Raw genomic sequence first — 14644 nt, 5'->3', positions numbered from 1 at the left:
ATTTGAAATAAGCAATCACTTTTTGTCACTTTTATTGTAAAGTTTATGTAAAGTTTCAAGCTCTTACAAAACGTTGATATAACGGTCTTTATTCGCATTAACATTCCACCTTATTTCTCAATAACTGTCCGTATTCTATACCCCTTTAATGGGTGATATGTGAGTTGAACAGCGCCGACCATTTCAGTACTTAAATAAGGAACACTGTGTTGGTTTAATAAATCTAACACTTCGGCATGGGGATGACCGTACTGATTATTAACACCAGCTGAAATGAAGGCGAAGAACGGTTGAGTATGCGTCAGTAATTCTTCAGAAGTACTCGTATCACTCCCGTGATGAGCTACTTTTAGAATATCCGCTCGGATTTCTGGATAGGTCGCTAAGATTTTTGTTTCAATTCGCTTAGTCACGTCGCCTAAAGATAATACCGCGAGCCCTTCTATATCGATTTGAGTAATCAATGACGAATCATTGGATTCACTTTGCGAATATTTAATATCAGAGAGTGCTGGGCTATACAATGTCAGCGGAATAGTTGGATGTTTATAGCTTTCACCCATGTCTAGACTCACAACGGTATTAACTTTAACTTTAGCTGAAATCTCTTCCCAAATATTACTCTTCAAAGTATAATCACTGACCCATAACTCCTGAATTTTGATCGCGTGAGACAAAGCTTGTAAATTCCCAATGTGATCAATATCGGGATGGGTAATAATGACACCATCTAATTGATTCACACCTAGGGCTTTTAAAGCGGGGATTAAATTCCTCTCAGCAAAACTATGGTCGATATTCGATCCTTCCACTGGTTCCCAAAGTCGCTTACCGCCGGTATCAATCAACCAATTCCCCTGTTGATGACCTAATTGAAACAACATCGCATCTCCCTGCCCCACATCAATTATCGTTAATTTAACCGTCGGATCCAAATAGGGTACCCCAAACAAAATAATTAAATACATCAGCAAGAATACACCATAACTTAAAAATGAGCGAACATGGATGAACGCAATAAAAAACACAGCGACAAGTATAAGTAAATAAAAAATTACTGTCGTCTGCTTCCCGACTATCAGATTAAAGGAATGAAAGGCGTCAGATTGGCTTAACAGTTCATTAAGGAAGACAACACCTCTATCAAACAATGCACTCACTGTTTCTAAACCTGGGAGAGAAAATACAATCCATAAAGTCGTAAAAAAGACGAGCGGCATAATCAGATAATTAAAAACGACTGTAAACAAAATAACTATCACTATTTGAATTACATTCCATTCAAATGACGTCTGCATTATAATTGGCCAGGACAATAACAAGCAGGCAAAAGTCATTTCAATACTTTGAATGGCAGAATGTTTATTTGGGGTGGCTTGGTTATAACTCATCACAACAAAAGTCATCATAAAACTTAATGTATATCCTAACGATAAGACATTTAAAGGGTTAAAACAAATGAATAAAATCCCCACGATGGCAAGGCTATCTAAAGAAGCGATGGGTAAACGATACTTTGTTTTTAAAGAATTTAAGGCACTTGTAGATAAGACACGAATGACCCCAATGGGCCAACCGACTAACCACGTGTAAAGCCATAGCAAAACTGTCATTAAAATCTTCGCATATTCAATTGGTATGCCTAATCTGAGCAGTACATTATTTAACAAGCGTCTAATAAAATAAATATGAAAACCAGAGATTGCAAAGAAGTGTGCAACTCCTAAAGCAGTAAAGTTTTCTTTGTAGTGCCTATAAGTGTCGGAGTCAATATTGAAAAGCAGCTTATTATAAATCGCAATCCACTCATGATGGTTTAGTTTAATAAAGGTCTCCAATATCTTATATCTGAATGTATCTAATTTACCAACCAATGATGGGTCCGATTTAAGCTGATATATGTTAGTAATTTCAAATTCCCAGGCGATATTTTGGGTAGCTAAGTAAGCTTTATAATCAAATACATCAAAATTTCTAGCCTCATCCGGCTTTTCAAACTTACCTTCAACGAACCAAACAGTTGATTCTTCAAGTATGCTTTGAATTTCAGGTTCGTCACCTTCTAACCACTGAACAAAATTTACTCTTAAATCGATTTTCTCAGATTGATGAACGATTTGAACTTTCCCGTCACCACGGACTGAGTCCTCATCACTTTGTACATCAAAAGGATTCGTATATAAAATTGCTCGCATTTCTTGCGAGGCAATGGGTAATTCCTCGAGTTTTTGAAACTGAAATGTTTGAAAGAATGCATACCCAAGAACTAAAATAGATATGACAGTAACGGTTATGATTGTCTTCAGATTACCCAAACTAATTATTCTTAAGGCTATAAAGATAATAGGTAACATTAGCCAAAAACTAAAGTTATAAAAGGCCTGTAACAAGACATACATAAGCAGAAAAATAAAGGGCCATTCATATCGTATGTGTTGTAAATATTTTATCATGGCGAAACCGTAATAAGGTCAGTTAGGTTCTCGAATGTCTTCTCACCTATCCCAGAAACAGCCATAATATCTTCAATGGCAGCAAAGCTTCCATTCTCTTCTCTAAATTGAATAATTGCGGCTGCCTTTTTGGGTCCAATATTCGGGAGAGTCATCAACTCATCTACGGTGGCGGAATTTATATTTACTAGGCCAGGTATAATGTCATTAATTGAATTTGATCCTTCAATATAAGCCGTTTCAACTGACCTTGTTTCCGGTATCGTCTCTGCTTGTTCCAATTCTGAATAGCTATAAATGTATAACAACATCTGATCTTCAAGTATTTTCGCCTGGTTTAATGTTTCTGTGGCGGCTTCTTCAGTTAGTCCCCCTGCCATTTCTATCGCATCATAAACTCTACTTCCGATAGGCAAAGCATACATATCTGGTTTGGCAACTGCTCCTTTAATATCGACATAAAACACTTGCTGTTCATTATCTTCTGTTCGCTCTTCCGTCTGTTGCTTTAGCCCGGATATTGCTGCTAAATCCGTATTAACTTCGGTTTCTTGGGTTGATTCCGCCGAATGAGTTGAGTTACTTTCGAACAGTTTGACATAATCGGTTGACGATTGTTGGCTAGGTAAGATAGCCGATAATAAGACGATAACCAACACCGTCAATACTAATAACTTAAAAATATTCTGTTGAATGTGAGTCACGATTGTCTTAAAGGTCACATTTTGAAAATTCATATTATTCCTCCTAAATATTTGTCTATATATATATACAAAAAAAAAGCCGATTTTCATTTTTTAAAATGAAAATCGACCAAATTATTTTTTTATGACTTAATTTATTTGAATATTTACTTAGAATTAATTTTTTCGTGCATGGCTTCTTCAACATTTGGTGGTACCATATCACTGATATCCCCATCGAAAAAGGCAATTTCTTTAATAATCGTCGAACTTAAGTAGCGATACTGATCGGCAGCATATAATATCATCGTCTCTAACCCATCTACTTGTCGAGCATTCGCAGAAGCGATGGCGTACTCGTAATCTACATCCGTTGTATTACGTAAGCCTCTGATAAGCGCAGTCGCTTGTTTTTCTTCGTAATAATGAGCAATCAGCCCATCCTTTAAAGTATCCACTGTTACGTTACCAATATGTTTCACGCTGTCAACAACTAATTTAATTCGCTCATCAACCGTAAACAATGTTTTCTTATTTGTATTGATTGCGATTACGACAATGACTTCATCAAACAGTTTACTACTTCGTTCAATTAAATTTAAATGCCCTTTAGTTAAGGGATCAAACGTTCCAGCAAAAATACCAATCTTTGGTTTATTACTCAACACTATTTTCCTCACCTTCAAAGATATGGATGCGGGTTGCACCATAATCTTTTACTTTAATTAACCCATGACCTTCAATCCTATCTGGAAGGGTTACATCTGAATCTGTTTCACAGACAATGGTCGTTTGGTTATTAATGACTTTTAAATCCCAAAGCCATTGTATATCTTTTTCAATTTGTTGTTTGTGATATGGCGGATCTAGAAAGAGTAGTTTAAATGGCTCAGCCAATTGACTAGTTACATAGTTTCGTAAACTCTTATGATTATCACCTTTTAATAAAGTGAAGCGCTCTTCCTCTTTAGTCATCTTTAAGTTTTCGTTGATTGTCTCGATGGCCGGTCTGTGTTTCTCACACAGAACGGCAGAATCCATCCCTCTAGAAACAGCCTCAATGGCTAAAGCACCGCTTCCAGCATATAAATCTAAACAAATACCACCATCAAAGTACCCACCAATTAAATTAAACATACTTTCTTTAATTTTATCTGTTGTCGGCCGTGTATTTTGACCTGGGACGGCTTTTAGACGTCTACTTCCATAATTTCCTGATATTACTCGCATATATTACCACCAATTATCCATTATTCATTTTTTTGTTGCGAAGTGTTTCTGCAATTGACTCGATTAATGACTCTTCTTCATCCTCTACAGAAAAAGGACCCGATAAAGAATTGTCTGTTGAAGGTTCAATCGCATTTGCAAACGTCATGTCAATGTCATCTCGGTATGAATACTCGACTTCTCTGACAAAATAATAGTCATTCACTACTTTCTCAACTTTTTTTGCATCTTTTTTATTCACGTACATGATCGCGTACTTCATCTTACGACTATAGTAATGAATATAGCCATGCTTTCTTAATTCTTTAATCTGCTTTGTTGAATATAGCCAAATAACCAGCGCTTGTCTTTCAATCATATTAAATTCCATATTACTCCCCTTTCTGCTTAGAATAAACTAAGTTAATGTTTGGTTCTTTACCTTCTTCAATTATCATTCTTAAAGCCAGTCCAATCGCACTTAGCATTGCCATCATACTTGTTCCTCCATAACTAATAAATGGTAAAGTGACCCCAGTTAATGGCAGAATACTCACGACACCTCCGATATTAATCACGGATTGAACGAGTAGTAAAGAAGCAACACCTATTAGAACTGATTTACGGTATAACTCTGTACTTGCTGCCGCACGTTGGTAAATAATTACGATGAGGCTAAATAATAAACCTACCACAACTAACACACCAATTAAGCCAAGTTCTTCAGCGATATTTGCCAATATATAATCGGATTCAATGACCGGTAAAGCTCCTTGCTTCGATACACCTTCGCCTAATCCCATTCCAAACCAACCACCCCGACTAAATGCCATTAAGCCTTGGATGATTTGGTAACCTGAATCGGATGAATATCTGAATGGATCAATGAATGATGCAATCCGTTCAAACATATGGAAATCTTTTGAAACTAGCCAATCTCCAAATTGCCGACCAATGATTGTTAATAATAAATAACCAACAAATAAAACACTATAGGCTATAATGTTCCACTTTAAAGACCCTTTCGTCAACAGATAAATAAGTCCCAGAGTCGCTGATAAAATAATCAACATTCCTAGATCGGGTTGTAGGAAAATTAGCCCACAAGAAACTACTAATGTTGCAATAGCTACATTATTCACATTAAACCAGGAAGGAAGTTTCTGATTAGTCAGAATGACCTCCCTATCATAATACTTGATTAACCAACTAATCACTAGAATTCCAATGACTTTAACGAACTCACTTGGTTGAAAACTAACTCCAAATACGACAAACCAACTGGTTGCCCCCCAGACGCTTTCTTGAGTGGTCAAAGTATATATCAGTAAGACAATTAATATGACCATCATAAATAGAATGAGCCTGATATTTTTAAATAATTCAAAAGGTACAACAACCATTATACCGATGATGATGACACCAATAACAACTGAAAGACCTTGTGTCGTGATCGCCCTCATTGGGTTATCATACATTGTCGCACTAAAGACTGAAATCAACCCAATGACCACCAATAAAGTTGTAATTAAAACGATGGATTTGTCAATCAACCTGAAATTCTTTGCGATCTCTTTTTTTGAGAATGATTCTTTGAATAACTTTTTAAGCCTCATACTTTTTGAAGCATCATGATGTTCCTCATTGTTTGCCATCAAACGCCTCCTCATGGATAGATAATTACACTCAGTATACCACTTCAAAAAGTGTATTGAAAAGTGTATGATTTTTCATATAAGCTATTATAACATGTATCGCTTAATTAAAAATGACAATTTATTGAATCCTCAAATGCACTAACTACAATAATCAAATTTACAAGCAAAAAAATAGTGCCACTGAGATTTCTCTCAATGACACTATCAATTCAAACTTTAGTTTACGCGTTTAAACGTTCTACAACTTTCGACCAGTTAACAACTTTCCAGAAAGCTGATAAGTATTCTGGACGACGGTTTTGGTAGTTTAAGTAGTAAGCATGTTCCCATACGTCTACACCTAATAGTGGTTTTTTACCATCTGTAAGTGGGTTATCTTGGTTTGGAGTTCCAACAACTTCTAATGTTCCGTTGTTATCAACAAGCCATGCCCAACCAGATCCAAACTGACCTGCACCTGCTGCTTCAAATTTCTCTTTAAATGAATCTACTGATCCGAATGCATCTTCTAATTTTTCAGCTAATTCAGCAGGAACTTCATTATTATCTGAAGGTGCTTGTAAAGATTCCCAGAATAATGAATGGTTTAAGTGTCCCCCACCATTGTTACGTACAGCTGTACGTTTTTCTTCTGGAATATCGTTTAAGTTTGCAACAACATCTTCGATTGCTTTATCAGCAAACTCTGTTCCTTCTAATGCATCATTTAATTTTGTTACATATCCGCTGTGGTGTTTGCCATGATGAATTTCCATTGTTTCCTTATCGATAACTGGTTCTAAAGCATCACTTGCATATGGTGAATTTGGTAAAGTAAAAGCCATAATTAAATTCCTCCTATATATTTCACATAATATATTCATATTACCATCTAAGAATGTAATCACAAAATAAAACGCTCACTAAATGTGAGCGTTTTACAAAATATTATTTCTTCTCTTTTTTAGATGCTTTTTCACGAGCACTTTTATCTAAGATTTGTTTACGTAAACGAATACTTTCTGGTGTTACTTCACAGTACTCATCTTCGTCCATGAATTGTAATGATTCTTCTAATGTTAAAATCTTAGGTTGTTTAATCACATTAGTTTGGTCTTTATTCGCTGAACGTACGTTAGTTTGTTGTTTAGCTTTTGTGATATTTACTGTTAAATCATTTTCACGGTTATGTTCCCCAATAATCATACCACCATAAACTTCAGTACCGGGCGTGATATAAATTTGTCCACGTTCTTCGATGTTCATAATACTATAAGTTGTCGCTTGACCAGAGTCTAGTGAAACTAGAGCACCGTTACGACGACGGCCGATTGATCCGCCTACAGCTGGTCTATACTCATCAAAAGTATGGTTCATAATTCCGTAACCACGTGTTAATGACATAAATTCTGTTGCGAAGCCTATTAATCCACGCGCTGGAACTAAGAAGATTAGACGCACTTGTCCGTTACCTGGGTTAATCATATCAGCCATTTCAGCTTTTCTTGTACCTAAAGCTTCAATGATTGATCCCATATATTCTTCTGGAGTATCAATTTGTAATCTTTCAAACGGTTCACTTGCGACACCGTCAATCTCACGAATGATTACTTCTGGTCTTGATACTTGGAATTCGTATCCTTCACGTCTCATGTTCTCAATTAAGATTGATAAGTGTAATTCCCCACGTCCTGATACAGTAAAGGCATCAGGTGAATCTGTCGGTTCTACGTTTAAAGAAACGTCAGTTTGTAATTCACGTGCTAATCTATCTTCAAGATTACGAGCTGTAACGTATTTACCTTCTCTACCTGCAAACGGCGAGTTATTCGTTAAGAACTTCATTTGTAATGTCGGCTCATCCACGTGTAGTAATGGCAGTGCAATTGGGTCAGTACTACTTGATACTGTTTCCCCAACAAAGATATCATCCATACCTGATAGAGCAATTAAGTCTCCACCAATGGCTTCGTTAATTTCAACTCTGTTTAAACCGAAGAAACCGAACATTTTTGATACACGGAAGTTTTTAGTGCTTCCATCTGTCTTCATTAATGTCACGCTATCTCCAACTTTGATTGTTCCTTGGAACACGCGCCCAATACCGATACGTCCAACGTAATCACTATAATCTAACATAGATACTTGGAATTGTAGGGGTTCGTCACGGTTGTCCACAGGCGCAGGTACATGTTCCAATACTTCATCAAAGATGGCATCCATATTATCTTCTTGATCTGCTGGATCACTTGACGTACTTGAAGTTCCGTTTAATGCTGACGCATATACAACTGGGAATTCAATTTGATCGTCATCGGCACCAAGTTCGATGAATAATTCTAAGACTTCATCTACAACTTCTTCAGGTCGTGCAGATGGTTTATCTATTTTGTTCACAACGACAACTGGAACTAACCCTTCATCCAAAGCACGTTTTAATACAAAACGAGTTTGTGGCATTGTTCCTTCATAGGCATCGACAACTAATACTACACCGTCGACCATTTTCATAATACGCTCTACTTCACCACCGAAGTCCGCGTGTCCTGGTGTATCCATGATATTTATGCGAGTCCCTTTATAATCCACTGCCGTATTTTTAGCTAAGATTGTAATTCCACGTTCTCTTTCAATATCATTGTTGTCCATCGCACGATCGTCAAGTTGTGTATGTCCATCTAAAGTGTCCGATTGTATTAACAATTCATTAACCAACGATGTTTTACCGTGGTCAACGTGAGCGATTATTGCGATGTTTCTTATATCATTACGTAATTCCATTATTTTATTCAATCCTTATCTATTTATGACTTAGCAATTCTAATGCCTCTTGATGCACATTCGGATGTGCAAATAATATTGGTGACCGAGTTAATATATCCGGTCGACTTCCATCTATTGTCGTTACTTTATATCCCATTGACTCGCATATAGCATAGCCAGCAGCAAAATCCCATGGTCGTAAACCTGCTGAGAAATACAGTGCTGCCTCTCCTCTAATTAAGCCAATGATTTCTATCGCAGCTGATCCATAGGATCTTGCGCCGAGTGAAACATTTAGTAAGGCTTTCATATTATACACGTTGTTGGAGAAAGATTCTACATTTCCGAGCACTAAAGATTCATTTAATTGAGATATTTTTATTGGTTCGAGCGGATGATTATTTAAGTAAACGTCTTCACCCACGATACCATAGTATAAATCACTATTCATTACATCATAAATATAACCAGCAACTGGTAAACCATCTTCAAAAATACCAATCATAATTCCAAAATGATTTTTAGCTTTAACAAAATTTAAAGTACCGTCAATGGGATCAATAACCCAAACAGTGCCTTTCGTATCATCAACAATATCCCCTTGTCCTTCTTCACCAATAATTTGGTGTGTTGGATAATATTCACGGATTTTATTAATAAAAAATCGTTCCGTTGCTTTATCCATCTCAGTGACTAAATCACTCGGACTTTTCTTCTCTTTTACTTGTAATTCACGTTCCAAAGAATATTTTAACGTTTCTGCAGCTTGCTCCATCCAAACTAAAATACGATGATGTAATTGATAGTCCACTTATTTTCTCCTTTGTTCAGTAGTTAAATTCATAATTTGTGCTTTTTTATTTAAATTCACTTCTTTTACTTTAGTTCCCATCAGTTGAACCGCTCTGTATATTGAATATCCACTTAACTCTTCGAATTTTTTTCCCATTTGTTTCTCTTGACTCTTACTTGGAACCACTTCTTTAAATTGCTTATAAGCTTTTTGGAATTTCTCATAGTGGATACCTTGTTCATACGTTGATTCAACTGCATTAAGAAAAGTGATGACCTGTATGATGTCTTCATTCGACCAATCTGGGTCGATCGGATATTGATAGTTTTTCAAATAGAATCTCCTTACTTTATTAAATTGCTATAAAATCGGCTTTAATTATCTGAATATAGTTCTGTTACAATCTCTAACACTTCATCATTAAATTTCTTTTGAATTGCTGTCACAGGGGTTTCGTTATTGATAATTAAGCTAGTATACACTTTTGGTGCATCTTCGATAGGAATCCTAATTAAGTGGTCTTGATTTCTGATAATAATATCTGTCATGAAACCAGCATAAATTCCTGAATCAATCATTGAATTAATTGTTTGAATTTCATTCGAATAACGAACTTTCTTTAGCTTTAGACTATTATCATTTACCCAATGATTCATAATTGTATTATGCGTATACCCATTACCTAACGTAATGAAGTCTAACTCTTCAAGTTCCTCTACTGAAAGATTCTTACGGTCTGCTATTTTATGATTTTTATTTACATAAATCGCAAACTCATGTTCTTCCATAGGAACTTGAGTTAACCATTTTTCCTCAAAAATAGGTCTTTCACTTGAAATAATAGCTGATGAAACTTGATTGTTTCGAATCATTTCAAACATCACTTCAGAACTTTCTTCCTCAATAAAATTCAATAACATACTATACTCAGCTAAATCTGGAAGAATCTTTGGTAAATAATAACCACCGATCGTCGGTAGGAAGCCAAACGATACTGTCTCTGCTTGCGAATTAATTATTTCTTGCTTCGTGCGGTCTAGTGTTTGTAATATCTCATGGGCAGATCTGTATAAGATTTCTCCGGATTCAGTTAATTGAACATTTTGAACGGCGCGGTTACGTTGGATGAGTGTTGTTTCAAAATTCTCCTCCAATCTCTTTAACGCTATAGAGATAGATGGTTGCGATACATAGAATGCTTCGGCAGTCTTAGTAAAGCTCAAACTTTCTGCTAAATGAATAAAGTATTTTAAATCTCTAATATTCATATATTATTCCTCACTTCATAAATTATATTTATAGTTAATAATAAATTTGTATTATTTCTTTTTATATCAATATGGTATTATATTCCTATGAAACGCTTTCATATCTTATGGATTTTGCTCCATATTGATTATATCATAATTGAAAAGGATGACATACATGGATAAGTTAAAACAGTTATTTTGGCTACTCTTATTCTCTTATATTGGAGAAATATCGTCGCTAGTCATTTCGCCGTTTGTTGCAATTCCTGGTAGTGTTATCGGAATGGTCGTATTGTTCTTAGCTCTACATTTCAATATTTTACCGATTGAAAAAGTAGAGGACGTAGGAACTTGGCTGACTGATAACATGGCTTTCTTATTTATCCCAGCTGGGGTGGGATTAATGACTCAGTTCGAAGTACTGGGTGGGAACGTTTGGTGGCAGCTACTTATAATTTTATTTGTAACAACTGCATTAATGATGTGGTGTGTAGGTACAGTTGTTCAAAAACTGATCGAGAACCGACAGAACAAGGGGGCTAAAAAATGATAAGCAATTTAGTCGAAACACCTTTTTTTGGTTTTATGGTTTCTATTGGCTTTTATTTACTTGGAAGTATTCTTTATAAGCGGATTAAATTTCCACTTTTTAATCCTTTAGTATTCGCTATCATATGTATCATAATTATGTTACTTCTAACGAATGTGTCATATGAAACCTATAATGAGGGAGGAAGATATAAAAGTATCTGGGTTACTCCAGCTACGGTTGCCTTAGCAATCAAGCTAGAGAAAAACTTCAAGTACTTAAAAGAGAATTACCCAGCAATATTAATAGGGATTGTATCCGGTGTGGCATTCCATACTGTATTGATCATTCTGTTTAGCCTGTTGTTTAGATTCGACTACCCATTAGCAGCGACATTCTTACCTAAATCGGTAACGACTGCGATTGCAATTGGTATATCTGAATCTGTTGGCGGCTTAGTACCTTTAACTGTTGCCGTCGTGGTATTCACTGGTGTTGTGGGGGCTTTAATTGGACCTACTCTATTCAGAGTAGCTAATATTACTAATCCGGTAGCTCAAGGAATTGCTTTTGGTTCAAGTGCTCATGCTATGGGAACTTCAAAAGCGATTGAAGTTGGAGAAGTTCAAGGAGCAATGTCTGGTTTAGCGATTGTTGTCACTGGTATTGTTATTGTTGTGTTCGCACCTATCGGTGCTCAAATATTACAATTATTATTTTAATTAAAAAAGGAGAAGATTAATATGACTGAGGAAAACAAATATAATGCACCTCAAGAGGTAAAAGATTTAAATATTATTAATACGATCGAATTAGAGGACTTTGCTAAAGAAATCGTTCCTCATGGCGGGTTTGATTACATGGCTGGTGGATCTGGTGATGAGTTTACATTGCGTCGTAACGTTTCAGCATTTAACCAAAAAGGAATCTTACCTCGTATGGCAGCTGACGTTGAATTCCCTGATACACAAACAAAAATCTTTGGGCATGATTTAAAAGTACCATTCATTATGGCTCCAATCGCTGCTCACGGTTTAGCCCACGAGTCTAAAGAAGCCGGAACAGCGAAAGGAATTAGCGAATTTGGCGGAACAATTATGTCAATTAGTGCTTATTCAGGTGCTTCATTCGAAGAGATTGAAGAAGGTCTAGCAGGTAACCCACGTTGGTTCCAAATTTACATGAGTAAAGATGATGAATTAAACAAAAACATCTTAGACGAAGCAAAAGCAGACGGTGCATCAGCAATCATCCTAACTGCTGATGCCACAGTAAGTGGTAACCGTGACCGTGATACACGAAATAAATTTGTATACCCATTCGGTATGCCAATTGTTTCACGTTATTTGACTGGTTCAGGGGAAAACATGTCTCTAAACAATATTTACGGACAATCTAAACAAAAAATTGATTTAAAAGATATTCAATTCATTAAACATTACTCTGGCCTTCCAGTATTCTTAAAGGGTGTTCAAACTCCTGAAGATGCTATGGCAGCCATTGCTGTTGGTGTTGACGGAATTTGGGTTTCAAACCATGGTGGACGTCAACTAGATGGCGCTCCTGCTTCATTCGAAGTATTAGAAGAAATTGCTGAAGTAGTTGCTGGTCGTGTGCCAATCGTATTCGACAGTGGAATCCGTCGTGGAGAGCACATCTTCAAAGCGCTAGCAAGTGGTGCTGACATCGTTGCTGTCGGTCGTCCAGTATTATTCAGTTTAGCTTTAGGTGGATGGAAAGGCGTTAAGAGCGTATTCGAATACTTCGAAAACGATTTAAAACGTGTCATGCAACTTGCAGGAACACAAACAATCACTGACGTTAAAAATGCTCGCTTAAAAGATTTAAAATAATCACATGATAAAGGCCACACTAGAAAATTAAATCTAGTGTGGCTTATTTTTTTAATTATTTTTTTTCTGTAGTTAAGCGAGTAATAATTTCTGTATGTTCGGGATATTGTTCCAGCAGTACTTGTCGTTCAAATAATTCAAAGTCTTCAAATTTAAAGCCAGGACTCACCATACAACCTACAAGCGAATAACCGTCTTTCTCTTCAACCGTCGATCCAAAAATCGTATTTTTAGGTACGACCGCTTGAAGCACTTGGCCTTTTTCGATGTCCGTCCCTAAATAAACTTTTTGATACTCCCCTTCAGGAGTAATCATATGAACTGTTAATGGATTCCCATAATGATAGTACCAAATCTCATCAGAAGTTAAACGATGAAATCTGGACGGATTTGAATCAGTTAACAGAAAGTATATACTCGTATAAAGTGCCGTTGGAGATTGATTTTCTCTTTCAAACGTTTCGTCTGACTTTAAAACTTGATGAAAATAGCCACCCTCAGGATGGGCTTCCATATTATAATAATCAATCCAAGTTTGTTTTTTCTGCATAATTTACTCCTTTTCAAGTTAGAATCATCATTCTTTTTAGTATATCTTGTTACAATGAATGTATCAATGAAGAAAAGGAGCAAGATACAATGGATATGAATGAAATGACAAGAGAAGCTTTACTCCAAGACTCTAATGATACGGATTTAACGCAACATATTCGCGATTTAAGTCGTTTAGCTGATGATGGCATGACTTTACTTGATGATAAGAAAAGAGCAGAAACACGTCGTAATTTATCGCTTTTAAAGAATGTTATTATATAAGAAGCTCAACAGCTTAAAGGCACTGATAAAGCATCAATTTCTACTTTAGCCTCAAAATACATCACGACAATTCAAAATCTTTCACGGATTCTTTCGAAGGAAACAGAAGATTCTGATTTATATCAAACACTTAATCAGATTTATAAACCTCTTTACAAATTAATTAAATAAATATAAAAAAATATCCAGACCTGACTTTAGTAAGTAGGTTCTGGATATTTTTAAATATTTTTTGCCCTAACGTTAATCTTATTAATTGCTCGATTCAAAGCAATACGAGCACGACGGTGAGCAACCGTATCATTATTTGATAAGGCGGTTTCTAATTCTGCCTCAGCCTGTTGTTTCTCAATAAGTGCTTTCCCTTCGTCAATATCTCTTGAACGAATCGCATACGTCGCAGTAATTTCTACAACATTATCATGCATTTCGAGAATACCACCATTTATCGCAATATAGTTATCCGCCATCGATTTCTCACGTCGGCTCACTTTAATTGAACCAACCGTTAACGAGGTGATCACTGGAATATGATTGGGAAGTATCGTCATCTCTCCGTCTGTTGTCTTCACTACAACACCTCGTGAGTAGTGAGTATAAATTAATCCTTCAGGAGCATAAATATTCACTTGTAATAGTTCATGTTTTTTAGCCAATG

At 36.0% G+C, this 14644-nt stretch carries 17 protein-coding genes; 4 read left to right on the top strand and 13 right to left on the bottom strand.

The genetic code is table 11. From position 1 onward, the window contains the following. Positions 1-110 precede the first annotated feature (110 nt). The 11 genes from ACEN4N_RS06400 to ACEN4N_RS06350 form a co-directional block, all read right to left on the bottom strand. The gene (locus ACEN4N_RS06400) at positions 111-2399 is read right to left on the bottom strand and encodes a DNA internalization-related competence protein ComEC/Rec2 (RefSeq protein WP_407093903.1); all 2289 of its coding nucleotides are present in this window, start codon (positions 2397-2399) and stop codon (positions 111-113) included. A 50-nt stretch (positions 2400-2449) separates the two neighbouring features. After that, positions 2450-3190: a helix-hairpin-helix domain-containing protein gene (locus tag ACEN4N_RS06395; RefSeq protein WP_407089160.1), complete on the bottom strand. Its 741-nt coding sequence runs from the start codon at positions 3188-3190 to the stop codon at positions 2450-2452. A gap of 113 nt (positions 3191-3303) precedes the next feature. Continuing rightward, positions 3304-3801: a pantetheine-phosphate adenylyltransferase gene (coaD, locus tag ACEN4N_RS06390; protein ID WP_407089161.1), complete on the bottom strand. Its 498-nt coding sequence runs from the start codon at positions 3799-3801 to the stop codon at positions 3304-3306. After that, positions 3794-4366, bottom strand: a complete 573-nt coding sequence (gene rsmD / locus ACEN4N_RS06385) for a 16S rRNA (guanine(966)-N(2))-methyltransferase RsmD (protein ID WP_407089162.1) — start codon at positions 4364-4366, stop codon at positions 3794-3796. The genes coaD and rsmD overlap by 8 nt, the downstream gene beginning before the upstream one ends. A 13-nt stretch (positions 4367-4379) precedes the next feature. Next, the gene (locus tag ACEN4N_RS06380) at positions 4380-4736 is read right to left on the bottom strand and encodes a YlbG family protein (RefSeq protein WP_407093898.1); all 357 of its coding nucleotides are present in this window, start codon (positions 4734-4736) and stop codon (positions 4380-4382) included. 1 nt (position 4737) lies between these two features. Then, on the bottom strand, positions 4738-6000 hold the full coding sequence (locus ACEN4N_RS06375) for an FtsW/RodA/SpoVE family cell cycle protein (RefSeq protein WP_407089164.1): 1263 nt from the start codon (positions 5998-6000) through the stop codon (positions 4738-4740). Positions 6001-6224: 224 nt separating this feature from the next. Then, complete coding sequence (locus ACEN4N_RS06370) at positions 6225-6827, bottom strand: superoxide dismutase (protein WP_407089165.1); 603 nt, start codon at positions 6825-6827, stop codon at positions 6225-6227. 103 nt (positions 6828-6930) lie between these two features. After that, positions 6931-8763: a translational GTPase TypA gene (typA, locus tag ACEN4N_RS06365; protein WP_407089266.1), complete on the bottom strand. Its 1833-nt coding sequence runs from the start codon at positions 8761-8763 to the stop codon at positions 6931-6933. Between the two features lie 19 nt (positions 8764-8782). Then, complete coding sequence (locus ACEN4N_RS06360) at positions 8783-9556, bottom strand: inositol monophosphatase family protein (RefSeq protein ID WP_407089166.1); 774 nt, start codon at positions 9554-9556, stop codon at positions 8783-8785. Further along, positions 9557-9871: a UPF0223 family protein gene (locus ACEN4N_RS06355; protein WP_407089167.1), complete on the bottom strand. Its 315-nt coding sequence runs from the start codon at positions 9869-9871 to the stop codon at positions 9557-9559. It abuts the gene before it with no gap. Positions 9872-9912: 41 nt separating this feature from the next. Beyond that, positions 9913-10806, bottom strand: coding sequence for a LysR family transcriptional regulator (locus ACEN4N_RS06350; RefSeq protein ID WP_407089168.1), 894 nt, complete (start codon positions 10804-10806; stop codon positions 9913-9915). Positions 10807-10963: 157 nt separating this feature from the next. Here ACEN4N_RS06350 and ACEN4N_RS06345 point away from each other — a divergent pair, with 157 nt between their 5' ends. The 3 genes from ACEN4N_RS06345 to ACEN4N_RS06335 are packed head-to-tail and all read left to right on the top strand — an operon-like array spanning position 10964 to position 13170. Then, positions 10964-11338: a CidA/LrgA family protein gene (locus tag ACEN4N_RS06345; protein WP_407089169.1), complete on the top strand. Its 375-nt coding sequence runs from the start codon at positions 10964-10966 to the stop codon at positions 11336-11338. Continuing rightward, positions 11335-12039: an LrgB family protein gene (locus ACEN4N_RS06340; RefSeq protein ID WP_407089170.1), complete on the top strand. Its 705-nt coding sequence runs from the start codon at positions 11335-11337 to the stop codon at positions 12037-12039. Before ACEN4N_RS06345 ends, ACEN4N_RS06340 begins: the two co-directional genes overlap by 4 nt. Before the next feature lie 21 nt (positions 12040-12060). Next, the gene (locus ACEN4N_RS06335; RefSeq protein WP_407089171.1) at positions 12061-13170 is read left to right on the top strand and encodes an alpha-hydroxy-acid oxidizing protein; all 1110 of its coding nucleotides are present in this window, start codon (positions 12061-12063) and stop codon (positions 13168-13170) included. 55 nt (positions 13171-13225) lie between these two features. On the opposite strand, the gene ACEN4N_RS06330 is transcribed toward ACEN4N_RS06335, so the two are convergent. Beyond that, a complete protein-coding gene (locus ACEN4N_RS06330) occupies positions 13226-13720 on the bottom strand; it encodes a cupin domain-containing protein (RefSeq protein WP_407089172.1) in 495 nt (164 codons plus the stop codon). 89 nt (positions 13721-13809) lie between these two features. Between ACEN4N_RS06330 and ACEN4N_RS06325 the strand changes: the two genes are divergently transcribed. After that, entirely contained in the window at positions 13810-13986 is a 177-nt protein-coding gene (locus ACEN4N_RS06325; RefSeq protein WP_407089173.1) for a hypothetical protein, read from the top strand. Positions 13987-14207: 221 nt separating this feature from the next. Here the strand turns inward: ACEN4N_RS06325 and atpC are convergent, their stop codons facing one another. Further along, complete coding sequence (atpC, locus tag ACEN4N_RS06320) at positions 14208-14642, bottom strand: ATP synthase F1 subunit epsilon (RefSeq protein ID WP_407089174.1); 435 nt, start codon at positions 14640-14642, stop codon at positions 14208-14210. Between the last annotated feature and the right edge of the window lie 2 nt (positions 14643-14644).

Origin of the sequence: Ruoffia sp. FAM 20857 (assembly GCF_045528645.1) — a bacterium.
Taxonomy (GTDB): Bacteria; Bacillota; Bacilli; order Lactobacillales; family Aerococcaceae; genus Ruoffia; species Ruoffia halotolerans.
The sequence above is the reverse complement of the archived record's forward strand: the minus strand, read 5'-3'. Positions and strand labels throughout refer to the sequence as shown.